Genomic DNA, 23,789 nt, shown 5'->3' on the forward strand with positions numbered 1-23,789 from the left:
ATATATGCTCAGATACGCCGCGATTGATGTGGGGTCAAATGCAGTAAGACTGCTTATTGCTGACATCACGCAAAATGAAAATGGGTACTCCTTTAAAAAGAATACTTTAGTCCGGGTCCCGCTTCGTCTTGGTGATGATGCTTTTCTGGAGCAAAAAATTTCGAAGAAAAAATCGGGAGATCTGGTTAAAACGATGATCGCATTTAAGAATCTGATGGAGGTATATCAGGTATCTGCATACCTCGCGTGTGCAACGTCCTCTATGCGGGAGGCTACTAATGGGGCGGAAATTATAGAGATAATCCGGGAGAAAGCAGATTTGAACCTTGAAATCATAGAAGGCCAGCGTGAAGCAAACATTATCTATGCAAATCATATCGAAGATAGTCTGGATATTCGGAAAAACTATCTTTATATAGATGTTGGCGGTGGTAGTACTGAATTGTCGGTCTTTGTTAACAAGATTCCTGTAGCATCCAAATCTTTTAATATTGGGACTATCCGGATACTGGATAATCAGGATAAGGAAGAGACCTGGGAAGAAATGAAAGCATGGCTTAGGGAACATACCCGGGATTATAAAAATCTCGCAGGCATTGGTACAGGTGGAAATATCAATAAGATCTACCGGATGGCCAATGAAAAAGACGGTGTCCCCTTGAGTTTTCTAAAGCTCAAATCCATTTATAATCAACTGAATATCCTTTCTCTGAAAGAAAGAATCCAGATCTATGGATTAAATCCAGACCGGGCTGACGTTATTATTCCGGCCAGTGAAATTTTTATAACCATTATGAAGTGGACCGGAATCAAACAGATTTATGTGCCCAGAGTGGGTATGGTAGATGGTATAATTAATTTGCTGATCGCGGAGAATCTGGAGTAAGAATAAACAACTGGTCAATTGGGAGCGAGGGCTCTATAATTGATAAAGAAGGGGAATATTAATCTAATATTCCCCTTCTTTTATTAAATACTAGTCCTGCATCTTAGCGGTTACCATTCCGGATATATTTCCTTTAGAAACTATTTCTCCGGCCTCGTTTTTCATCACTACATTACAATTTAGTTTCTTAAACCGGAAGTAAACCTTTTCGGCGGTAACCGTTACTTTTTCACCTGGAAAAACTGGTTTCATGAAATCCATTGCTGTTGATGTGAGCATAACATGTGCCTTCATCTCCGTATTCTGCTGACCATACAGGTAAATGCCCAGGCAGACTAAACCGATTTGTGCCATAGTCTCTGTTAAGATTACTCCAGGCGTAACAGGAGCGTCTTTAAAGTGCCCTTTATAAAAATCAAGGTCCTTTGAATAAGTATATGTTCCTGTTGAACCGTTTTCATCAATATGAAGTAACTCGTCTACAAATAAAAATGGTTTAGTGTACGGTAATTTATCGAGAATGTCTTGTGTTGTCATGTGGTTAGATTTAAAAAAGCCCCGCACAAGTGAATCTGCGGGGCTGTAATGCTATATGTTATTAATTAGCTGTCTAGTAAAGATGCTGCTTCATCATCAAGGAACCAGGTTAATTTCCCATCAATAGGTGTAATTAGCTGTGAAGGATATAACTCGGGGTTCTTATCGGTATCTTCAATTACATGTTTAAGCGCTTCCGCTTTAGCTTCTCCGAAAACAAGGAAAGCAATGTTTTTTGCCTTATTAATTAAAGGCGCAGTGAATGTGATCCTATAAGTCGACAGTTTCTCGACATATACGGCTTCTACGCCAACTTCTTTGCTTTTTAAAGCGGTTGTTCCAGGGAAAAGCGATGCTGTATGTGCATCATCTCCCATGCCAAGAAGTATAAGATCAAAACTTAAATCTGAACCGTTAAAATGGTCTGCGATTGCTTTATAATAGTCAGCAGCAGCTTGCTCGGGCTCTAGTGTTGTATCGACGAAGAAGATATGTTCTGCAGGTATATTTAAAGGGTCCAACAAAGTCTTTCTGGCCATTAATCCGTTGTAACTTTCATGTCCTGGTGGCACATTACGTTCATCACCGATAAAGAAATAGACCTTAGTCCAGTCAATGGTCTCGCGGTAAGTAGTAGCAAGTAAGTGGTACAGGTCTTTTGGTGAATTGCCACCGGTTAACACGAAGTTAAAACAGTTCTGCTGCTCTAAAGCAGTTTTGGCTGTCGCTATAACATACTCTGCAAGATCATGTATTAACTCGTTTTTAGCTTTATAAATCAGTAAACTCATTAATCTTTATTTTTTAAGGGTAAAGTAAACCAATGGAATCCATCTCTCGCAATCAGTGCTTCAGCATCCTCGGGGCCCCATGAATCTGCAGGGTAGTTCGGGAAGCTCAGGGAAGTTTTACTTTCCCATGCATTGATTACCGGCATTAATAACTCCCATGCACTTTCTACCTGGTCAGCACGCATAAATTGTGTCTGATCGGCTATCATTACGTCAAGTAATAAAGTTTCGTACGCTTCAGGAGCCTGGGACTCATAAGTACCTTTGTAGTCGAAAACCATATCCACAGGATTAAGTACCATATCTAGTCCAGGTCTTTTTGCCTGAACCTGAAGACGGATACTCATTTCCGGCTGAATACTTATGATCAACCTGTTTTGTTGCCAGTGCTCAGTTACGCCTGTCGGGAAGATCTGATGAGGGACATCTTTAAACTGAATTGTAATCAGTGAAGAAGTTTGGAAAAGACGTTTACCGGTACGTACGTAAAACGGAATTCCCTGCCAGCGCCAGTTATCCACGAAGAATTTTGCAGCTGCAAAAGTCTCTGTGTTTGAGTGGTCATCAACATCCTTTTCTGAACGGTAACCCGGAACCTCTTTGCCTTCAACCCATCCTTTTGAATACTGACCTCTTACGGTGCTCATTCTAATATCTTCAGGACCAAAAGGGCGCATGGCTTTCAACACGTCAACCTTTTTATTCCGGATCTCATCTGCATCAAAATTGATGGGTGTTTCCATACCAATTAAGCAAAGTAATTGCAGGATATGATTTTGAATCATATCACGTAATGCACCCGCGCCGTCATAATATCCACCACGATCACCAACACCTAACTGCTCAGTAACAGAAATCTGAACATGATCAATATATGTTCTGTTCCAAAGCGGCTCGAGGAATGAGTTCGCAAAACGGAATGCCATGATATTCTGAACTGTTTCTTTGCCCAGATAATGATCAATTCTATAGATTTGTTTTTCTGTAAAAATACCAGTCAGTAATTTATTCAGTTCTTTAGCAGAATCCAGATCATGTCCGAAAGGTTTTTCAATTACAATACGGCAATTGTCTTCATTACCAGCAAGGTCGTACTTGGCCAGACATTCCGCGATAAGAGGGAATAGATTAGGTGCTACTGCCAGGTAATAAATTACCTGTGTTTTAGGTCCGTATTCTTTTTTAATCTTTTCAATACTCGTCTTTAGCACCTGAAATGTCTCAGGGGCAGATACATCTACAGAGTTATAATAAACATTCTGTGCAAATTCATCCCATTTAGCCTGCTTAACTTTACCCGCTCTGGAAAATTGATTAACACCATCCATAATGGTATTGCGAAACTGCTCATCAGTCAGCTTCTTTCTTGCGGTACCGATAATTGCATAATCCTTTGGCATAAAACCATCAGCATATAAATTATAGATAGCAGGCGCAAGTTTGCGCATATTCAGATCACCAGTGCCACCGAAAATGACAAAGATGGTTGGGTTGAGGCATTTACTAGTTTTCATTAGAATAATCTTTTATAGGTTAAGACAAAACAGGATTCCAGATTGCATGGAATGTACCTTCTTCGTCTGTACGTTCAAATTGGTGTGCACCGAAGAAATCCCTCTGTGCCTGAATTAGGTTTGAAGGCATTCTTGCAGTACGCAAACTGTCAAAATAAGCCAGGGCAGAAGAGTAGGCAGGAGTTGCCAGTCCGGTTTGTACGGTATGACTTACCACAGACCTCATTCCTGGCAGAATTTCCTGCATTTTAGCTGCTATACCAGCATCAGCATACAGATGCTCCAGTTCAGGCTGGGTACTGTATGCCTGATAAATATCTTCGAGTAATTCTGCACGGATTATACAGCCTCCACGCCAGATCTTCGCAATTTCATGCAGGTTCAGATCGTATTCGTAAGTTGCCGAAGCCTGCCATAATAAATGCAGTCCCTGTGCGTAAGATGTAATAACGGAGAAATATAAAGCCTGTTCAAGCTCAATTATGAATTGTGCCTTGTTCTCAGCTGTAGGTTTTTGTTCAGGATAGATTTCAGCTAATTGAACCCTTAGTTTTTTATATTTAGATAAATCACGTGTAGTAACCGCTTCATTAATCGTTGGAATTGGTAACTGCAGGTCCATTGAAACCTGCGAAGTCCATTTTCCGGTACCTTTAGACTTAGCTTCATCCTTGATATAATCCAGCAGGAAACCGCCGGTTTTTGGATCTTTAACTTTGAAAATGTCCCGGGTAACTTCAAGGAGGAAAGATTGCAGACGGCCATTATTCCATTCTTCGAACACACTGTAGATTTCCTCATTTGAATAATCCAGTGCGTTTTTAAGAATGTCATAGGTTTCTGCGAGTAGCTGCATCATAGCGTACTCAATTCCATTATGTACCATTTTAACGAAGTGCCCGGAAGCTCCAGGGCCAATATAAGTAACACAAGGATCGCCGTTTACTTTTGCAGAAACAGCTTCCAGAATCGCTTTCATTTCGCCATAAGCTGTCTTATCGCCGCCAGGCATAATGCTCGGGCCGAATCTCGCACCTTCTTCACCGCCAGAAATCCCCATTCCAAAGAAATGCAGGCCTTTATCAGAAAGCTCTAAAGCTCTTCTGCTGGTATCAGTAAAATGGGAGTTTCCACTATCTATAATAATATCGCCTTTAGTTAGTAAGGGAGAAAGTTCCTGTATAACACTGTCTACAATTGGGCCAGCGGGAACAAGTAACATAATTCTTCTTGGCAACTCCAGGCTCTGTACAAAATCTTCCAGTGAAGCAAAAGCTTCCAGGTTATGCTTTGATCCGTCTTCACGAAGTTTGGTAATCATTTTTGCGTCCTTGTCGTAGCCAGTAACCGCGAAGCCGTTATCGGCCATATTTAATAAAAGGTTACGACCCATTGTACCGAGGCCGATCATCCCTAATGTATATTTACTTTCCATTTTGTGTGTGTGATTTAGGATAAGTGGTAAAGATGTGGTATTTCTCAGAAGCGTCCCATAATTTGGCGCCACCTTTGATACCGTCCCTGTTAGAGACAACGTGTATATTTGAATCCAGTTCAAAGTTTATATGTTTGGCATTTCCGCCACCCAGATAAAGCTCATCATAATTGAAAACCGTTTTATAGATTCCGATTATTCGCTGAAGCCTCTCATTCCATTTCTTTTCGCCTTCTTTAACAAAGGCTTTATCACCAATATAGTCGTCGTAATCTTTGTTTTTGGATACCGGAAGATGGGCAAGCTCCAGATGGGGCAGCAATTCACCGTCGTAAGTGAGCGAGGTACCGAAACCGGTGCCTAATGTCAGGACAATTTCAAAACCTTTACCCTTTACTACACCCAGTGCTTGCTGATCGGCATCGTTAATAAGACGTACAGGTTTATCAAACAAATCACTTATCGTCTGTGCCAGCGGATAGTCCGGCCATTTACTTTTGGCAAGATTGACACCCGTTTTTACGATTCCACATTTAACATATCCTGGAAAACCAATAGCAATTTTGCTGAAAGGCGTAAGATCTGCAACAAGCTTAGAAATTACTTCTATTAAATCCTCTGGAGTCGCGTCTTTTGGAGTGGGCAGTTTTGTATATTCGGAGAACAATTCGCCATCTTTTGTCAGTATGCAAGCTTTAACGCTCGTTCCGCCGATATCAAGAGATAAAATATTTGTAGTGCTTTGTTCTTTTGTTGTGTTGGACATATAGCATGTTTAAAGAGGATTGCTCCAAATATATAATATTCCAAATTAACAAATTTCCAACCATAATAAATCCTTAAACCTGCTAAATTCTCGAATTAACCTGCCGAATTAAAGATTTAGCAACAGAGATAAGCCCGTACAGGCGGTATGCAGATTTAATTTGATGATAAGATGACGATTTCTTTATACAGTTAGGGTTGATACCTTCCTGCCATATCTATCTTATCAGAAAGCGATATTCCTCCAGGGTTGCAACCTGGAAGTCCCTCAGGAACAGGTTGTTTTAAGTTGTCGAAATAATCCTTCCAGACAGGAAAGAAAGAATTAGACCCGGGAACTTTATAAGTCATCGGCTGAAGCTCAAAGACCGGTTCACCACGATTTGCAGATAGAAAAGCATCATAAATCAACTCAGAACAATAATATTTACCATTTTGATAAAGAAAAGCATCGTCATATGGGGTGCCTAACTGGTCCAGTGAGAAATGGACAGCCGCAGGGATGAGCCGCTGATATTCCTGTTTTAACCGGCCCGTGTGAACTGGGTTTGCAGAACGTTTCAGGAAGTCAGTTATAGAACTTAGATGAACATCTTTGCCAATTGCTTCTACGATCATGAGGCTATCCTGCTGCAGAATTACCATACCCATATGATTAAACTTTTGCCCTTGGTAGCCGGACGTGACCGCAAGTATAGCATCACATAAAGGACCACATGAAATCTGCTGGAAAAGAAAATCCCCTTCTTTCAGTATTGTTTTTTCCTGAGCAGAACCTTTGTTTGTGCTGAATATTAACAGCAGGGCGAATACCAGGTAGATAGGTGATCTGAAGATCATTTTGTGATAGAATTAAAAGGTGTAAGTATTTAATGTATAATCAGCAGGAGGAAGAAAGAACTTTTCAGGGATGTCCAGTTTTTCTATCCGCTGGGCTTTAATACCTATTTCAAGATTACCACTTTTTGTAGTAATAGCCAGGGCACATCCCGGGACGGCTTTCAGATAGCTGTATTTTTGCCAGTAAAGCGTAGGAAGCTCAGTGGTGTACCATACATTGATTTTATATTCTTCTTTCTCGGGATGCTGAAAGACTGCTTTCTTGCAATGCATACCCGCTATAGTCATTGTGTCTGCTGTCAGATGAATCCGCAGGTCATCTGTACTGAGGACGGCGACACTGTCTCCCAACTCCTGAATTTGCAGATTGGGCATTTCAGCCGGATAGCTGGTAACCGTTTTTTCCAGGGTGTCCAACATGTAGCTTAAGGTGTCCCTTTTATCGGCAAGTGTTATGCCACCACCTAGCCCCATTTGCTCCACCCGGATATAGGTATTGCTAATATAACAAGTCAGCGGAGATTCCCCTTCCGCACTTCCCGAAAGGGCAGCAGAAAGCTTGAGTAGCAGATCTTTTTCAGTATCACCAGGGGTATCTTTACTTTCTATAGCAGGAGTACCATAATCCAGGTTATAACTGATTTTCCAGGAGGGAATCAGATTTGTCTCACTCTTTTTCTGCGCTGGTGAAGAAAAGTAAAAGAGAAGAAGAAATGTGCTGAGTACTAAATTTTTCAAGGATAAAATATTTAATCTGCAATATTACAAAAAAGGCCGGATGAGTTTCCATCCAGCCTGTATCTGTATACAGATTTTTTATTGACCTGTGCGGGCCTGTTGCATAGGATTAGATCCTACTGACTGGCCTCTGGCCGCTGCACTTTTTTGTTTGAATAAATCAAATTTAGAAGCTTTTGCTTTACCGCCCCAGGTATTGTTACTTTCGTCGATATCTGCAGTTTCGCGCATAGGGTCGAGCTGAATAGATGCAATCTCCTGATCAAGGACATAGAATTTTGAGGCCTTTTGTTCATCCAGACGCCAGATTTGTGCAGGGATCCGGTCCATCATTTTGCTGCCGTCTGCAAAAGTAAATTCTACGATGACAGGCATGACAAGGCCACCCTTGTTGCTAAAAGACAATTCGTAGAAGAATTTACCTGCATACTTCGCTTTATCTTCCTCACTCAATGTTTCATAGGGGAATGGGATTTCGCGCTTACGTTCCGTATCGTCAACTTTTTCAAGACCACGGTCATATCTCCAGTAGAAATCCTGTGTTTTTTTATCACGGTCTGTGTAGAAGCTAATCTTCTTGTCTTCACGGTTTCTAATTTTGGAAATATCTTCGAAAACATTTACCTGCGGACGGTCTAGTTTAACCATTTTAACGTTTGGTGAGCCAGGTTTTGCATTCACATCCGCTTTAGCAAATTTAACTTCATCAAGAGCAATGTCGCATGGGTCGGTGCCGTAGAACCATCCTCTCCAGAACCAATCCAGGTCTTCACCACTTGCATCCTCCATGGTACGGAAGAAATCTGCTGGGGTGGGGTGTTTGAAAGCCCATCGCTTTGCATATTGTTTAAAAGCGTAGTCGAACAACTCCCTGCCCATAATAGTTTCCCTCAGGATATTTAAACCCGTAGCCGGCTTAGAATAAGCATTTGGGCCAAAGCGAACAATGTTTTCGGAATTGGTCATAATTGGTTCCAGCTGATCTTTTGGTAATTTCATATAATCAACTATCGTGTAGGCAGGGCCTTTTTTGACTGGAAATTTATTATCCCAAAGTTCCTCTGTAAGATATTCAAGGAAAGAGTTTAAGCCTTCATCCATCCAGCTCCACTGACGCTCGTCGCTGTTAACGATCATTGGGAAGAAGTTATGCCCCACTTCATGAATAATTACACCGAGCATTCCATTTTTGGAACTTTCGCTGTAGGTACCGTCTTTTTCTGTTCTGCCGTAGTTAAAACAGATCATTGGATATTCCATTCCGTTGGCCGCTTCTACACTTTGTGCAACAGGGTACGGATAAGGGAAAGTGAAATCCGAATATGTTTTTACGGTATGGGCAATAGCTTTTGTCGAATAAGGTTTATATAAATTATAGGCTTCCTTACCATAGAAACTCATACACATTACAGACTTACCCTCTACAGGCTGTGCCATGGCATCCCATATAAATTTACGTGAAGAAGTCCAGGCAAAATCCCTGACATCATTAGCCTGGAATACCCAGGTTTTAGTAGCCTTGTTTTTTACACCTTCAGCTTTTTTAGCCTCGTCCAGCGTTACAATTTCTACAGGTTCCTTCGCTGTTTTTGCCTGATTATATCTGGAGAGTTGTGTAGGATTCAGCACGCCGGAGTAATTGATACATTCACCGGTACCACCAACAATATGATCTGCAGGAACTGTAATCTGCACTTTATAATTACCAAAAGTTAAGGCAAACTCACCTCTACCTGTGAACTGATGATGCTGCCAACCCTGAAAATCACTATAAACGCATAATCTAGGGAACCATTGAGCCATCGTAAACAAATAGTTCCCATCTTCAGGGAAATACTCGTAACCACCACGGCCGCCCTCAACCATGCGGTCACTAATTTTATACTTCCAGTTCACATTAAACACGAACTGCTGGCCAGGTTTTAACGGTACCGGCAGATCCACCCGCATCATTGTTTTGTTAATTGTGTAGCTGATATCCTTACCTGCAGCATCAGTAATCTTTTGTATTTGGATCCCAAGACCATTATCAGTCTGTGTGATTACTGCTTTTTCTATAGCCCGGGTTGTGGTCATTTCGGGCAAGGTCGTACTGCTTTGATAATTTGCGTTACGCAGATTATTATGCTCATTTTCGTCCAGCTGCAGCCAGATATAGGAAAGCTCGTCAGGGGAGTGGTTAAAATAAGTAACCTTTTCAGAACCGGTAAGGATCTGATTCACTTCATCTAATGAACATTTAATATCATAATCGGCCCTTTGCTGCCAATATTTTGCACCAGGAGCGCCACTTGCCGTACGCTGTTCATTTGGCGTGGTTAGTATAGTACCTAGCTGTTCAAATTTGTTTCCGTGATTACTGCCGGGATTATTCTGAATATTCTGAGCATTGGCATACTGCAGAGAAGAGCCAAGCAGGAGCAGCGCGGTTAAAGATTTGTTCATTTGAAGATTTATGTTGAAAGTCTAAATTTAAACCGTTTTTTTGTATTCGAAAAATTAAATGTTTCTATGTTATTAATCGTCAGGCAATGTCTGCTAATTTGTTACATGTTCTTCAATTTAAATGCTGAAGCGCCTCTAAATAAAGGAGCTGCAGCCTTGCGGCATCCGTTGCACCTGAGTTCTACAGAAATCAACCAAAATATAAAAACCGGAAGACTGGAAATCAGCTGCAGAATTTTCACCGACGATTTTGAAGATATTCTGAGCAGGAATTATAAAATAAAAGCCGACCTGATCAAGCCTGTAAGGCACAAGGATATGGATGCGGTAGTCGGAAAGTACCTGCTTGCACATTTACAGCTGGCAGCAAATGCCACGAATATTAAGCTTAACTATATTGGCTATGAAAACGACAACGAAGCTGTCATCGTTTATTTGGAGTCAGAACCTGTAAAAAATATCCGGTCGCTGGAAACAAGCAGCACTATTCTATACGACCTTTTCAATGATCAGGTTAATATCTTCCATATCACTTGTCAGGGTAAACGTAAAAGTGCTAAACTTGATTATCCTTCTAAAAAACTACTCACAACATTCTGATAAACCGAGCAAAAAATCACGTTATTTCGCTTCAAGCCCTGGTCACCAGATTAAATTATCGCTGCTACAAGCGTTATTTTTGAAAATAAATCAAACGCAACGTTAATGTTTACAGGGTGTTAGCGTTTTTTGACAGTTCGCTGATGCTCAATATTCAAATTACTTTTACATTTGCTTAACGCTGTTAAATAGTTTATCACTTTAATCATATAAGGACAAACTTAATTATGGGAAGCAAAGAAAGAATTCAAAGAATTAAGGAAGAAACCAGATCAAATATCCTGGACGCTGCTTTGCAGATTGTCAGGGAAGATGGCTGGCAGGCCTTAAGTATGCGAAAAATTGCAGATAAGATTGAATACACTGCTCCTATAATTTATGAATACTTCGCTAATAAAGAGGGGATACTATTTGAACTGACCCGGATCGGGCATCAGTTACTTTTGCAGGATGTTCGGAGTGCGAAAGCTGCTCAGACAGAACCAGACTTACAATTGGAAGCTATCTGGATGGCTTACTGGAATTTTGCATTTTCACAGACACAGTTATATCAGTTAATGTACGGTGTTGATATGGTCTGTTGTGAGCAGAAGAAAGCGCTTCCTGAAGCAATAGCATCGGCAAAAATAATTAACGATACAATTTCCGAACTGATGGTTAAACCAACGCCGGATATGATCTGTAGAAAATATTATACATTCTGGTCTATTATTCATGGACTGATTTCCATTAACCTTTTAAATAAAGGTACCGGAGATGAAATGAACCAGCATATTTTAAAAGATGCTATTCATGGAATTATTAATACTATAAACGACTAAAAATTTTTTACCCAAATATCTAACGCTGTTAAATAAACTTATGAGCTTAAATGCTTTCGGGAGTCAATTAACAGTTTTTTTACAGCTAATCACTTAACGACGTTAAATAACTTTACTTCGATAGAATGTCTCCTTAATCCTCTTTTTCTTCCACTATTTTTTATCCATTCACTTAACACTGTTAAACAGTTAATCATTGTTATGAAATCTTCAATTTTACTTATAGCACTATTTATTGCCGGTTGTTCAGGCAACCAGCAAAACAACGCACCGGCGCCTGCACAGGCATTTCCGGTAATTACATTAAACGAATCCGATGAAACCACCTATGTGGAATATCCGGCTTCAGTTCAGGGGGTCTCAGATATAGATATCCGCCCTCAGGTATCCGGAATCCTTGACAAAATTTATGTCGCAGAAGGTGCGAGGGTAACAAAAGGGCAACCCTTATTTCAAATTAGCCCTTTACCTTTCCGGGAAGCATTAAACACTGCTAAAGCAACTTATCAGGCTGCAGAAGCTGCATTGGTCAGTGCAAAGCTAGAAGTTGAAAAGCTAAAACCACTGGTGAGCAATCAGGTTGTTTCAGACTTTCAATTAAAAACAGCGATGGCTGCCGAACAATTAGCGAAAGCTAATACGGAACAAGCAAGAGCAGGCGTTGAAGCCGCCAAAATCAATCTTGGTTATACCACTATCGCAGCGCCGGTTTCGGGTTTCATTGGCAGATTGCCGAAAAAACAAGGAAGTTTGGTAGGTGTAAGCGATGCAATGGCCTTAACTACGATCTCCGATGCGCATGAGGTTTATGCTTACTTCTCTTTAGGTGAAGATGATTATATAGACTTTAACTCTAAATATCAGGGAAAAGACGCAGCAGAACGTTTTAAAAATATGCCAAAGGTGTCACTGATTCTGGCAGATAAATCTGCCTATACAAGCCAGGGTAGAATTGATATGGTAGATGGACAGTTTAACCGACAAACAGGATCCATTACACTGAGAGCTACTTTTCCAAACGAAGCGGGTGTGTTGAAATCGGGAAATACCGGGCGCATCAGATTAGGTAAGAAGCATGGTTACACGGTAATGGTGCCTCAGGCTTCTACTGTTGAAGTACAGGACAAATTGTTCGTATTCACGGTCGATGCCAAAAACCAGGTTAGCAAGCAACCAATTCAGATAATTGGAGCCAGCGGAACAAATTATCTCGTCCAGTCCGGTCTGAAAAAAGGAGACAGAATCGTCTTCGACGGCATTGACAAACTCAAAGAAGGAGATCATATCCAACCGGAACAAGTCTCCAAAGACAAACAAACCGCATTGAATTAATTCACGAAATTATGTTTAAGAAATTTATAGACAGACCTGTTCTTGCAACAGTAATCTCGATTCTGCTGGTTATACTCGGTATACTGGGTTTAAGCAGATTACCCTTGCAGCAGTTTCCGGATATTGCCCCCCCGGCCGTACAGGTAACTGCCTTGTATCCCGGTGCGAATGCGGAGACTGTGCTGCGGTCTGTGGCACCCTCGTTGGAAGAATCTATCAACGGGGTTGAAAATATGAGCTATATGAGCTCAACAGCGAGTAACGATGGTTCCCTGGTTATTACTGTTTATTTTAAGCTGGGTACAGATCCGGATCAAGCTGCGGTTAACGTACAGAACCGGGTTTCACAAGCGACCAGTCAGCTTCCTGCAGAAGTAATTCAGGCTGGTGTGACCACGGCAAAACAACAGAACAGTTTGATCATGGTACTCGATATGTATACCGAGAATGAGCAAAGCTACGATCAGACATTCCTGGCCAATTATGCAGCAATCAACCTTGTTCCCGAAATTAAACGGATTCCTGGAGTAGGGCAGGCAGCAATTTTTGGCGGTAATAAAGACTACTCTATGCGTGTATGGTTAAACCCTGCGCAAATGTCTACTTATCAGCTTACTCCTAACGAAGTAATGGCTGCGATTAAAGACAAAAACTTAGAAGCTGCACCGGGTAAATTTGGTGAGAGCAGTAAGAATGCCTTTGAATATGTAATTAAGTATAAAGGGAAATTAAATAAACCCGAAGAATATGAAAATATGATTATCCGGGCAAATTCCGATGGCTCATTCCTGCGCTTAAGGGATGTTGCGAGAGTAGAATTTGGTGCTTACACTTATGGTAGCCAGACCCGTATAAACGGTAAAGCCGGTATGAATATCGGTATTCAGCAATTAAGTGGTTCCAATGCGAATGAGATTCAGATCGCAATTATGGAATTCATGAAAAAAGCAGAAAAAGATTTTCCAAAAGGCGTAAAGTATGATATCCTTTATAGTACAAAAGTAGCACTGGATCAAAGTATAAATCAGGTAATTCATACACTGATAGAAGCTTTTATCCTGGTATTCATTGTAGTTTTCTTGTTCCTTCAGGATTTCCGATCCACGCTGATTCCGGCTATTGCAGTGCCGGTAGCGATATTGGGAACTTTCTTCCTGATGCAAGTATTTGGTTTCTCTATCAATTTGCTGACACTCTTTGCCCTGGTACTTGCTATTGGTATTGTGGTCGATGATGCGATTGTCGTCGTCGAGGCCGTGCATGCGAAAATGGAGCATCAGCATCTTGCACCTAAAGCGGCGACAGTATCTGCTATGCATGAAATTACAGGTGCGATTATTTCCATTACATTGGTTATGAGTGCGGTATTCTTACCTGTCGGTTTTATGGAAGGGTCTACAGGATTATTCTACCGGCAGTTTGCATTTACACTGGCAATTGCGATTGTAATTTCTGCGATTAACGCGTTAACATTGAGCCCCGCTTTGTGTGCGCTGTTCTTAAAACATCAGGTTAAGGGTGGTGAGGTAGAAAATCCAAACTTTAAAACCAGGTTCTTCAACTCATTTAACGCTGGATTTGATACGATGACCAACCGTTATATGAAAAGTCTTCAATTCCTGATCAGAGCAAAGTGGGTAAGTATGGGTGGTCTGGCTATTGTTATTCTGGCTACGATCTGGATGGTTAGAAAGACTCCTACAGGATTTATTCCTTCAGAAGATCAGGGCTTTATTGCTATTTCGATGACTATGCCAGCCGGTGCTTCATTGGATAGGTCTGCAGCAGCCATGAAAGAAGCTGAAGACCTTTTAAGGCCGTTAGAGTTCACTAAATTATATAACTCTCTGGCAGGTTTTAACTTGCTTACAAGTTCTACCAGTCCATCCGCAGGCGCTTCATTCATCTTATTGAAACCGACTGAAGAACGTGGTAAAGTCAAAGATATCAATGAGATTATGGGTATTGTGAATGCTAAATTAGCATTAATTAAGGGCGCCAGTTTCTTTGTGTTTACTTTCCCAACGGTTCCTGGTTTTAGTAATGTCGACGGATTAGATATGGTTCTGCAGGATAAAACTGGTGGAAAACTGGACAAATTCAGTAAAGTAGGTAATCATTTTATTGCTGAACTGATGAAGCGTCCTGAGATTGCTGTAGCCTTCACTTCGTTTAAGGCAGATTATCCGCAATTGGAGCTCCATCTGGATGAAGCTAAAGCTGAGCAGTTAAATGTATCGGTTAAAGAAGTACTGCAAACTATGCAGACTTATTTTGGTTCATCACAAGCCTCCGACTTCAACCGTTTCGGTAAATATTATCGTGTTATGGTGCAGGCAGATATTGCAGATCGTGCAGATCCATCAGCGCTAGATGGTGTATTTGTTAAAAACAGAGATGGTGAGCCCGTTCCTGTAAGTACATTGGTTCGTTTGGAAAGGGTATATGGCACCGAGACTGCATCCAGATATAACATGTTTAATTCAATCGGTATAAATGCGATTGCCAAACCAGGCTACAGTTCAGGTGATGCTATCCGTGCAGTTGAAGAAGTAGCAGCGAAGGAACTGCCATCTGGTTTCGCTTATGAATTTTCTGGTCTGACCAGAGAGGAGATCAGTTCAGGTGGACAGTCAGTAATTATCTTCCTGTTATGTCTTGTATTCGTTTACTTCTTGTTATCGGCTCAGTACGAAAGTTACATCCTGCCTTTGGCGGTTATCCTTTCTATCCCAACAGGTGTATTCGGTGTATTTGTCGCTATCGGATTAACAGGTATTGCCAATAACATCTATGTACAGGTAGCCTTGGTTATGCTAATCGGTTTGCTCGCCAAAAATGCGATTCTGATTATAGAGTTCGCTGTTCAGCGTAGAAAAGCAGGTAAATCATTAGTATCAGCGGCTCTTGAAGCGGCGAAACTCAGGTTGAGGCCAATTATCATGACTTCACTCGCATTTATTGCAGGTATGGTACCGATGATGCAGGCAACCGGTCCATCGGCTCTTGGAAATCACTCTATTAGTATAGGTGCAGCCGGAGGGATGTTGAGTGGGGTAATCTTCGGTCTGTTAATCATCCCGGTTTTATTTGTCATTTTTCAATTCCTGCATGAAAAGGTCAGCGGAAAAGCAGACCATATCAGTTCGGAAACTTTAGCTATTAAACATCCATAATATGAAACTGTATTCAAAATATACCCTTTTTGTATTGACCGCAGTACTTTTGCTGGCTAGTTGCAAAGTGTCACGCGATGTCGCGCTGCCTGAGCATACCACTCCCGCACAATTTCAGGGCGCATACAGTTCACAGGTTTCCGGTATAGCATCATTGTCTTATACCGAAATCTTTAATGAACCTGAATTGCTGTCGCTGATTGATACGGCAATCAAAAAGAATTACGATTTGCAAATTGCCATGAAAAATATGGAGGCTGCCGGCATCTTGCTGAAACAGCAGTCCTTCAGAAATATTCCTCAATTGAGTTTACAGGTTAATGCGAACACCAGCAGACCCTCAGACCATAGTCTGAATGGCGTAACGATGTCGCAGTTTATCGGTAGTTCACATATTGAAGATTATAACCTGGCAGCAGGTCTGAGCTGGGAAGCAGATATCTGGGGTAAATTATCTCAGCAAAAAAATGCCGCTGCAGCTACTTATCTGCAATCTGCAGAAGCAAGAAAAGCAGTACAGACCAGGCTTGTTTCCCAGGTTGCAACGATTTATTATAACCTGCTGATGCTGGATACACAATTAGAAACCGCCCGTAAAAACCTTGCACTTAATACCAATACATTACGGATTATTAAGATGAAGTTTGAAGCAGGGCAGCTTACTTCATTAGCTGTTCAGCAGGCGGCAGATCAGCAGTTAACGGCTTCGGCACTTATCCCGAATCTGGAACAACAAGCTGCACTGGCAGAAAATGCATTGCATGTGCTTACTGGTCGTTTCCCTGGTAAAATGAACAGGATAAACAGATTAGAGAATATTCCTGTGGACAGTAGTAAAGTGACTGGTGTTCCTGCCGAAATGTTAAGCCTTCGTCCGGATGTGAAACAAGCAGAACTAGAGCTTGTTAAAGCGAATGCAAAAGCAGGATATACTAAAGCAAGCATGTATCCTTCACTCGTTTTGAGTGCAAACGGAGGTCTGAATTCCTTTAAGGCGAGTAACTGGTTAAACATACCGGCTTCCTTATTCGGAAACCTGGCAGGCGGATTAACCCAGCCCATTTTTCAACGCAGAGAACTGAAAACACAGTATGAACTGGCACTGAAAGACAGGGAAGCCGTAGTACTTAAATTCAGAAGTACCGTACTGGAGGCTGTTGCCGAAGTTACCGATGAATTGGTGAAAACAGACAAACTGCAGCAGCAATACCAATTAACTGCACAGCGTGTAGGCTTAGCCAGGGTAGCGTTGAAAAATGCAGATCTATTATTTAACAGCGGTAAAGCAGATTACCTGGAAGTGATTAATGCTCAGCGAAATGCATTGCAGAGTGAATTGGAATTGGCTAGTCTTAAAATGGCCCGCTTACAGGCACATATTGGTTTATACCGAGCCTTGGGTGGAGGCTGGAAATAAGCCAGATCACAAATGAAAACAAAAACCGGATGCAGTAGAAGCATCCGGTTTTTTTGTTTTATGGAACACTTTTTGAACAAAGCTTCTGAAAATGAGCTATGGAGCCAAAAACTACTTTTGAAAATAATCCACCAAAATCCAGAAGCAAAATCTGGATTACCATAACTCTGGTTATGCTCGTCGTGTTATCGGGATTTTTATATTACCGTTATTATTTTGTTTTCGGTGAAGGAGTCAAAGCCGGACAGCTTAATTATTTCGTTAAAAAAGGATACCTGTTTAAAACTAGTGAGGGGCGTTTGATTCAGACTGGTATTCGTTCCCAGGCACCCGGAAATATCGCTTCAAATGAATTCATGTTTTCGGTATCAGATCAGAAAGTTGCCGATCAGCTAAATAACAGCGCAGGCGCAGATTTAGAATTACATTATAAAGAGTATCTGAATCCGTTGCCCTGGAGAGGCGTAAGCGAATATGTGGTTGACAGTGTAATCTCTATAAACCGAAAATAGATATAAGCTTTTGCAGGGGTCATTGTCTGTCTGATTAATTCCTTAAATTAGCCTCGACAATGAGAATTCTGCACACTGCCGATTGGCATTTAGGAAAAAGACTGGAACAGAGTGAACGTACAGATGAGCATCAGGCTTTTCTGGATTGGCTTATCCTTACACTGGATGCGCAGCGCATCGACGTTTTAATTATTGCAGGTGATATTTTTGATACTGGCAGCCCCTCAAATACGGCTTTGGAGCTTTACTACGCATTTTTACGGAAGGTAAAAGATACCTGCTGTGAAGAGGTCATTATTATAGGAGGAAACCACGATTCAATTAGTACGCTCAATGCGCCTCAATCACTCCTCAAATATTTTAATGTACATATTATCGGAGGGGTTCCGGAAGAGTTCACAGACCAGATTATTCAAATTAATAATGAAGCAGGCGAACCCGCGCTTCTGGTTTGTGCTGCGCCATTTCTCAGAGACCGTGACATCCGGTTGTCCATTGCGGGTGAAACGACACTGGAGCGTGAACAGAGACTTAAACAGGGAATAACCGACCACTATCACCGCTTTATCCCCCATATTACCCCGTTTAAAAACCAGGGAATACCAGTAATTGCTACTGGACACTTATTTGCCGCGGGCTCCAGTACATCAGACAGTGAAAAAGAAATTCATGTAGGTAATCTTGGACAGGTTGGTGCAGACCAGTTTCCTGAAGCATTTGATTATGTGGCGCTGGGCCATATACACCGGCCGCAAAAAATAAATCAGGTAAATCATATCCGGTATTCTGGTTCGCCAATTCCTTTGAGTTTTTCCGAAACCTCTGACCGTAAGATCGTCATAGTTATTGAATTTGAAGGCCCGGCTCTAACCGTCATCGAAGAAATAGAAGTACCGTGTACCCGAAGATTACTACGCATTAAAGGAGATTTGGTGCAGGTAAAAAATAAGTTGACCCAGGTAGAGAATACGGTTGCACTTTTTCCGGCCTGGATTGAAATTCAAGTGGAAACAAACTCTTTTATTTATGAACTGGAAGATGAACTTCAGACACTGATAGCTGGAAACAGTCATATAGAGCGCTTATTTATTCGCCAGGTAAGAACTGGAGCAATGAAGAACCTCAACGAACAAACTGAAGAGCTTGCAGCACTGAACGAACTGAATCCCGAAACTGTTTTCGAAAGAAAATGTGAATCTGCTTATCCGGGAGAGGATCATACCGGGCTGCTGGATACATTCAAACAGGTAATGTCCTATATGCAGGAAAAAGAACAGGAGTAAGGAAACCGAAAAAAGAAAGATCCCCCAATGAAAATTACTGCTATCAGATTTCTTAACCTCAATTCGCTAAAAGGAACGCATGAGATTCGTTTTGACCAGTTTCCATTGGACCAGGCGGGTATTTTTGCCATAACCGGACCTACCGGTGCCGGTAAAACTACGCTTTTAGATGCCATTACAGTAGCACTTTATGGCCGCGTCCACCGGCATCAGAAAGATGCATTCGAAATCATGACCCGGCATACTGCAGAATCCTATGCAGAGGTCGAATTTGAAGTACAACAAGTGCTTTACAGATCAAGATGGTCGGTTAGGCGGGCGAGAGGAAAGGCAGACGGACAATTGCAGACGCCAAAGATGGAAGTGGCAGAAGTAGAAAGCGGAAAAATAATTGCCGAACATCCCTTACAGGAAGTAAAAGATATCATTGTTAAGATCTGCGGATTAGATTACAGCCAGTTTTTGCGTGCTGTGATTTTATCGCAGGGAGATTTTACGAGGTTCCTCAAAGCCGATGAAAATGATAGGAGTGAATTACTGGAGAAAATTACCGATACCGGTATTTACTCCGAAATTTCCATTGCGGCTTTTGAAAAAGCCAGGACTGAAAGAGTAAAATTAGAACAGTTGCAGCAGCAGCTTTCCTATGTAAACCTCTTAAGTGCAGAAAGCAGGGCAGAATATACGACGGCATTGGAGCACACTTTAAAACAGGAGATACAACATAAAAAAGCGCTGAATTCGACCCGGATACAACTTGAGTGGCTTAATCAACTCGACAAACTGACCCTGCGGCAAAAAGAACAGTTCAATCTGCTTGAACAAGCAAAGGAAAGATTAAAAATAAATGAGCCTGACTTTGTACGGTTAAAAAAGCATGAAGGAGCATTACGTCACAAACCCTCTTTAATGGTACTGCAGAGTGTTTCCACTCAACTATCAGCTATGGAACAGGAACTGGACCAGTCAGCGCTCAATTTACCTGCATTAAATCAGGAACAAGCAGCACTTTCTGAGATCCTGGTTCGCAAGAGCGAAGAACTGGTGGTGTTGCAGACCGAGCAATCACGGTTAGAACCTATTATCGAAGAGGTTTTTAAACTAGACACGGCTATCGGTCACGCTTTAAAACAGAGTGATTTGTCTGCTGCCGGTTTTAATCAAATACTTTCTGAACGAAACAATCTTCAGTTGCAGGCGGAGCAAATTACTGCGCAACTGGAAGATATTAAAGCTGCGGCAGAACAAATTAAAGAATGGCTTCAGGCTAATCAGGCCGATCAAGGGCTCGACCAGGCACTTGGGATTTGTAAACAGTTACAGGACCAGTTATCTAAAAATCAGCATCAAATCACCTCCCTTGAACAGCGGCGCTCTGATCAGCAAAAAGAACTTCAAGAACAGCAAAATGCTGCTTCTGCATTACAATCAGGACTTCAGGATCTCGCAGGTGGCGAGCAGGAACTAATTGGAGGGCTTAACAAGATGCAGGCAAACCTGACTAATCTGATCGCAGACTTTTCAATTGAACAAAGGGAAGAAGAACTGCGCAAGCTTCCTTTAATTATTGAGCTCGTCGGGCAGCAGGTAAAACTTGCGGCCTCCATTCTTAAAAATGAAGAAGAAGCTGTACAGTTGGAAGTACTACAGAACGGATATGAAAAACAGGTTTCAGAATTGCACAGGCGTTCTCAGGATGCGGAAAAAGAAACTTCAAAAGCACAGGAACTTTTGGAGTCTTTGCAGGCAATCTATGAACTAGAGGTAAAGGTCCAGGAATTTGAGCCGGCCAGGCAATTACTGCAAGCCGAACAACCCTGTCCTTTATGCGGCTCCCTTGATCATCCTTTTGTAAACGGTCATTATATTGGTAAGGTGAGCGATGCTTTATCCCGGAGAAATCAGCAGCAGGAACAAACGAATAGATTCCGGCAGCAACATTCCGCTATCGGTTTAGAATTAAATACCAGGCAGCTTGAACTGAAGAACACAGCAACGCAGCTGTTAAATTGTAAAAATACCTTAGCAGCTAATCTGCAGGAGTTTCAGGAAATTAATCTGCGTTTACCAAAACCATTAGATTACAAGCGAATATCAATCATAGAAGCTGTAAGCCGGAAAAAACAACAAGAGCAGCAGGAACAGGCGTCCGAACTTGCTCAGATTAGAGTGCAGCAACAGGAGATAAAAGCCCAGGAACTCCTGATTGTCCAGCATAAAGAACAATATACTATAACGCAGAATAAGCTGGCCCAAACTAATCTAAAGATTAAATATCTAACAGACAGGGAGGAAGAATGTAGTAAAGAATTAAAGCAGAGCCGAATCCAGCTTGATGAGTATTTACAGGGAATACAGGCGCTGGTTAAGCCATTTGGATTAAGTGCCGATACTGCGTCTGCAGGAGAACTGATACCGAAGATGGAAGAACGCCTGCAGTATTTTACGCGCAAGGGCCAGGAATACCAACAAATTCAGCAAAAATTAGGTCAGCTGGAAAGTACTGCGCTCCATACGGCATCTGTGCTGCTGGAAAAAAACAGGAATCTGGAACTGGCCAACGATCAGATGATCAATGACAAACTCAGCCTGGATAAATTGAGAAGCGGGCGAGTCGCGCTATTTGGCCAGGGCGATCCTGTGGCAGAACGAGAAAAGGCCAGGAATACTTTGAAATCATATCAGCAGGAATATGAAGAATTTCAAACTTCGGTACGTGCTAAACAAGATGCTCTGCGTCTGCTGGAAGACCGGACTGCAAATCTGAAAAAGACTGCCGGGGCATTAAAAGATAATTATCAAAAGCAAACAGCAGCATTTTTAACCATCCTTGCCGAAGATGATATTGATTCGGTAGCTGCGCTGGAGTCTCTTTTTCTGTCTGAAGAAGAGGCATCGGGATTGCAGCATCTTATTCGGGACATACAACAGCAAATTTCAAATATGGAAGGTATGTTGCGGGCTACTCAAGAGGAGCTGGAATTGGAGAAGGCCAAAGAATTAACTGCGCATGATAAACAGGTTATAATACCTCAATTACAGCAACAGGAGGAAAGTCTGATCCAAATTCTGGAAGAGAAATTTAAGGTCAACCGCATCCTGTCAGACGATGATGAAATGAAAGCAAAACATGCTTCCGTTGTATTACAAATGGAGCATCAAACATCGGAAACAGAACGCTTTGCGAAACTTTCTTCACTAATCGGGTCTGCTGATGGTAAGCGGTTCAGCAGATTTGCTCAGGGACTAACGCTGGCCCGTCTGACTGCATTAGCTAACAGGCATCTTTTGCGGTTAAGTGACCGCTATCAGATTCTGAAAACTCCGGAGCGAGATCTGGACTTGCAGATCATAGACAGCTATCAGGCCGACGTTGTTCGGCCGATGACTACTTTGTCCGGAGGAGAAAGCTTCCTTGTGAGTTTGAGTCTTGCCTTGGGTTTGTCCGATCTGGCGAGTAAAAAAGTACAGATCAATTCCTTATTTATAGACGAGGGCTTCGGAACACTGGATGCAGAAACACTGGATATAGCCATTACTGCGCTGGAGAACTTACAGGCAAATGGAAAAAGTATCGGCATAATTTCCCATGTTGAAGCACTGAAGGAAAGGATTAATACGCAGATCAGATTAACCAAAATGCCTGGTGGCAGCAGCCGGATCAGCATCACTAGCGGAGGAAGGATTTAAAGCTAAATCCTTCCTGCTAATTCCGTGTTTTTTCCGGTGAGTGTACTGTCTTTATCAGATAGTACTGCATTTGCAGCCAGATGTGAATTAAGATATTTGGAGGCATAGGACTGGGCACTTCCATTAATAAAAATAACGGTTTTTCCTGCTATGGTATTAATAACCTGGTCACTTAGCTCTGCTGGTACTGCAGGGCAACCATGACTGCGGCCAAGCCTGCCCAGTTCATTAATAGTTGCCTGGCTCACATAAGGAGCCCCATGTACTACAATGGCGCGTTTTCTGGCATTAGCATTATAACCTTCGTCCATACCATCTAATCTTAATGAACGTCCGTGTTTGCCCCTGTAAATTTCGGCAGTCACATAAAAACCAAGACTACTTTCGTTGGAATCGTTCGTATCCGAGAAACGGGTGGCTAAATCTCCACCACTTTTTTCACCATGTGCCACCCAGGTATGGAGCAATAAAGAGTCTGTTTCCAGATCTATAATCCAGAGCCGTTTTTTCGTGCTGTTCTGATCAAAATCTGCAATTGTCAGAATTGATTTCCCGTTGCCAGCTTTACCTGTATTTTTAAGATTGTAATATCCAGTAAGTGCTTTTTGAAATACTTCTTCACTTAATCCCGCATCCTGAAGGTGAATACTTTTGTACTTATTAGCTACATAGGTTTGATAAAGTGCATCCTCTGTAATAGTTTTAACCTGAAATTTAGGTTGAACTGGAGAAACCCAGCTGATAACTGAAAAAGCAATGGCTACTAATAACATGCCGGCTACGCCTAAAAGGTGTTTTTTCATTAGCAATTATTTGGTTTTTGTTGAACTTTCTTTTGTTTAATGTTTAACCAATATAACGAAATTAATACAGTTCAAAATTTGATACGTCCGATAATTACGTGGAAATGACCGATATAACCTGATGAAATTTGTTTTAAATTGAACTGATTGTCCATTAAGACGTGATTTTGGCGACATTTCTTGAAATGTATATTTTTTGTTTTT

General features: G+C 41.6%; 18 protein-coding genes. 9 read left to right on the forward strand and 9 right to left on the reverse strand.

Annotation, left to right across the window (positions count from 1 at the left end):
* Window positions 1-4: 4 nt before the first annotated feature.
* Complete coding sequence (locus BM192_RS14610; protein WP_037438828.1) at window positions 5-886, forward strand: Ppx/GppA phosphatase family protein; 882 nt, start codon at window positions 5-7, stop codon at window positions 884-886.
* Between the two features lie 90 nt (window positions 887-976).
* Here the strand turns inward: BM192_RS14610 and BM192_RS14615 are convergent, their stop codons facing one another.
* The 8 genes from BM192_RS14615 to BM192_RS14650 all read right to left on the reverse strand — a co-directional run bounded on the left by BM192_RS14615 (window position 977) and on the right by BM192_RS14650 (window position 9,951).
* Entirely contained in the window at window positions 977-1,423 is a 447-nt protein-coding gene (locus BM192_RS14615; RefSeq protein WP_037438826.1) for a 3-hydroxyacyl-ACP dehydratase FabZ family protein, read from the reverse strand.
* Between the two features lie 65 nt (window positions 1,424-1,488).
* Window positions 1,489-2,214: a 6-phosphogluconolactonase gene (gene pgl / locus BM192_RS14620; RefSeq protein ID WP_037438825.1), complete on the reverse strand. Its 726-nt coding sequence runs from the start codon at window positions 2,212-2,214 to the stop codon at window positions 1,489-1,491.
* The gene (gene zwf, locus BM192_RS14625) at window positions 2,214-3,728 is read right to left on the reverse strand and encodes a glucose-6-phosphate dehydrogenase (protein WP_074587747.1); all 1,515 of its coding nucleotides are present in this window, start codon (window positions 3,726-3,728) and stop codon (window positions 2,214-2,216) included. The genes pgl and zwf overlap by 1 nt, the downstream gene beginning before the upstream one ends.
* A gap of 19 nt (window positions 3,729-3,747) precedes the next feature.
* Window positions 3,748-5,163 (reverse strand): NADP-dependent phosphogluconate dehydrogenase, encoded by a 1,416-nt coding sequence (gndA, locus tag BM192_RS14630; RefSeq protein ID WP_037438821.1) that lies wholly within the window; start codon window positions 5,161-5,163, stop codon window positions 3,748-3,750.
* Window positions 5,153-5,929, reverse strand: coding sequence for an ROK family protein (locus tag BM192_RS14635; RefSeq protein WP_037438819.1), 777 nt, complete (start codon window positions 5,927-5,929; stop codon window positions 5,153-5,155). Before BM192_RS14635 ends, gndA begins: the two co-directional genes overlap by 11 nt.
* Before the next feature lie 191 nt (window positions 5,930-6,120).
* A complete protein-coding gene (locus BM192_RS14640) occupies window positions 6,121-6,768 on the reverse strand; it encodes a YiiX/YebB-like N1pC/P60 family cysteine hydrolase (protein ID WP_081857472.1) in 648 nt (215 codons plus the stop codon).
* Window positions 6,769-6,780: 12 nt separating this feature from the next.
* Entirely contained in the window at window positions 6,781-7,506 is a 726-nt protein-coding gene (locus BM192_RS14645) for a hypothetical protein (RefSeq protein ID WP_037438817.1), read from the reverse strand.
* 78 nt (window positions 7,507-7,584) lie between these two features.
* Window positions 7,585-9,951: a M1 family metallopeptidase gene (locus BM192_RS14650; RefSeq protein ID WP_051759662.1), complete on the reverse strand. Its 2,367-nt coding sequence runs from the start codon at window positions 9,949-9,951 to the stop codon at window positions 7,585-7,587.
* A 105-nt stretch (window positions 9,952-10,056) separates the two neighbouring features.
* Here BM192_RS14650 and BM192_RS14655 point away from each other — a divergent pair, with 105 nt between their 5' ends.
* The 8 genes from BM192_RS14655 (at window position 10,057) to BM192_RS14690 (ending at window position 22,782) form a co-directional block, all read left to right on the forward strand.
* A complete protein-coding gene (locus BM192_RS14655; protein ID WP_051759661.1) occupies window positions 10,057-10,551 on the forward strand; it encodes a DUF6702 family protein in 495 nt (164 codons plus the stop codon).
* Between the two features lie 227 nt (window positions 10,552-10,778).
* Entirely contained in the window at window positions 10,779-11,372 is a 594-nt protein-coding gene (locus BM192_RS14660) for a TetR/AcrR family transcriptional regulator (RefSeq protein ID WP_037438815.1), read from the forward strand.
* Between the two features lie 201 nt (window positions 11,373-11,573).
* Window positions 11,574-12,704: an efflux RND transporter periplasmic adaptor subunit gene (locus BM192_RS14665; protein WP_037438814.1), complete on the forward strand. Its 1,131-nt coding sequence runs from the start codon at window positions 11,574-11,576 to the stop codon at window positions 12,702-12,704.
* An 11-nt stretch (window positions 12,705-12,715) separates the two neighbouring features.
* The gene (locus tag BM192_RS14670) at window positions 12,716-15,880 is read left to right on the forward strand and encodes an efflux RND transporter permease subunit (protein WP_037438812.1); all 3,165 of its coding nucleotides are present in this window, start codon (window positions 12,716-12,718) and stop codon (window positions 15,878-15,880) included.
* A gap of 1 nt (window position 15,881) precedes the next feature.
* Window positions 15,882-17,297 carry an efflux transporter outer membrane subunit gene (locus BM192_RS14675; RefSeq protein ID WP_051759658.1) on the forward strand — a complete coding sequence of 472 codons (1,416 nt, stop codon included), beginning with the start codon at window positions 15,882-15,884 and terminating at the stop codon, window positions 17,295-17,297.
* A 98-nt stretch (window positions 17,298-17,395) separates the two neighbouring features.
* Complete coding sequence (locus tag BM192_RS14680) at window positions 17,396-17,809, forward strand: hypothetical protein (protein ID WP_074587771.1); 414 nt, start codon at window positions 17,396-17,398, stop codon at window positions 17,807-17,809.
* A 59-nt stretch (window positions 17,810-17,868) separates the two neighbouring features.
* Window positions 17,869-19,092, forward strand: a complete 1,224-nt coding sequence (locus tag BM192_RS14685) for an exonuclease SbcCD subunit D C-terminal domain-containing protein (protein ID WP_037438809.1) — start codon at window positions 17,869-17,871, stop codon at window positions 19,090-19,092.
* 27 nt (window positions 19,093-19,119) lie between these two features.
* On the forward strand, window positions 19,120-22,782 hold the full coding sequence (locus tag BM192_RS14690) for an AAA family ATPase (RefSeq protein ID WP_037438807.1): 3,663 nt from the start codon (window positions 19,120-19,122) through the stop codon (window positions 22,780-22,782).
* Between the two features lie 2 nt (window positions 22,783-22,784).
* On the opposite strand, the gene BM192_RS14695 is transcribed toward BM192_RS14690, so the two are convergent.
* Window positions 22,785-23,585 (reverse strand): murein L,D-transpeptidase catalytic domain family protein, encoded by an 801-nt coding sequence (locus BM192_RS14695; RefSeq protein WP_081857471.1) that lies wholly within the window; start codon window positions 23,583-23,585, stop codon window positions 22,785-22,787.
* Window positions 23,586-23,789: the final 204 nt, after the last annotated feature.

The organism is Pedobacter antarcticus, from assembly GCF_900112985.1.
Classification (GTDB): domain Bacteria; phylum Bacteroidota; class Bacteroidia; order Sphingobacteriales; family Sphingobacteriaceae; genus Pedobacter; species Pedobacter antarcticus.

Coding starts and splice junctions, on each gene's coding strand:
- BM192_RS14680 (WP_074587771.1), top strand. CDS start 17,396: ATGGAGCCAAAAACTACTTTTGAAAATAATCCACCAAAATCCAGAAGC.
- BM192_RS14670 (WP_037438812.1), top strand. CDS start 12,716: ATGTTTAAGAAATTTATAGACAGACCTGTTCTTGCAACAGTAATCTCG.
- BM192_RS14685 (WP_037438809.1), top strand. CDS start 17,869: ATGAGAATTCTGCACACTGCCGATTGGCATTTAGGAAAAAGACTGGAA.
- BM192_RS14695 (WP_081857471.1), bottom strand. CDS start 23,585: ATGAAAAAACACCTTTTAGGCGTAGCCGGCATGTTATTAGTAGCCATT.
- BM192_RS14640 (WP_081857472.1), bottom strand. CDS start 6,768: ATGATCTTCAGATCACCTATCTACCTGGTATTCGCCCTGCTGTTAATA.
- BM192_RS14665 (WP_037438814.1), top strand. CDS start 11,574: ATGAAATCTTCAATTTTACTTATAGCACTATTTATTGCCGGTTGTTCA.
- zwf (WP_074587747.1), bottom strand. CDS start 3,728: ATGAAAACTAGTAAATGCCTCAACCCAACCATCTTTGTCATTTTCGGT.
- BM192_RS14660 (WP_037438815.1), top strand. CDS start 10,779: ATGGGAAGCAAAGAAAGAATTCAAAGAATTAAGGAAGAAACCAGATCA.
- BM192_RS14635 (WP_037438819.1), bottom strand. CDS start 5,929: ATGTCCAACACAACAAAAGAACAAAGCACTACAAATATTTTATCTCTT.
- BM192_RS14615 (WP_037438826.1), bottom strand. CDS start 1,423: ATGACAACACAAGACATTCTCGATAAATTACCGTACACTAAACCATTT.
- pgl (WP_037438825.1), bottom strand. CDS start 2,214: ATGAGTTTACTGATTTATAAAGCTAAAAACGAGTTAATACATGATCTT.
- BM192_RS14655 (WP_051759661.1), top strand. CDS start 10,057: ATGTTCTTCAATTTAAATGCTGAAGCGCCTCTAAATAAAGGAGCTGCA.
- BM192_RS14650 (WP_051759662.1), bottom strand. CDS start 9,951: ATGAACAAATCTTTAACCGCGCTGCTCCTGCTTGGCTCTTCTCTGCAG.
- gndA (WP_037438821.1), bottom strand. CDS start 5,163: ATGGAAAGTAAATATACATTAGGGATGATCGGCCTCGGTACAATGGGT.
- BM192_RS14690 (WP_037438807.1), top strand. CDS start 19,120: ATGAAAATTACTGCTATCAGATTTCTTAACCTCAATTCGCTAAAAGGA.
- BM192_RS14675 (WP_051759658.1), top strand. CDS start 15,882: ATGAAACTGTATTCAAAATATACCCTTTTTGTATTGACCGCAGTACTT.
- BM192_RS14610 (WP_037438828.1), top strand. CDS start 5: ATGCTCAGATACGCCGCGATTGATGTGGGGTCAAATGCAGTAAGACTG.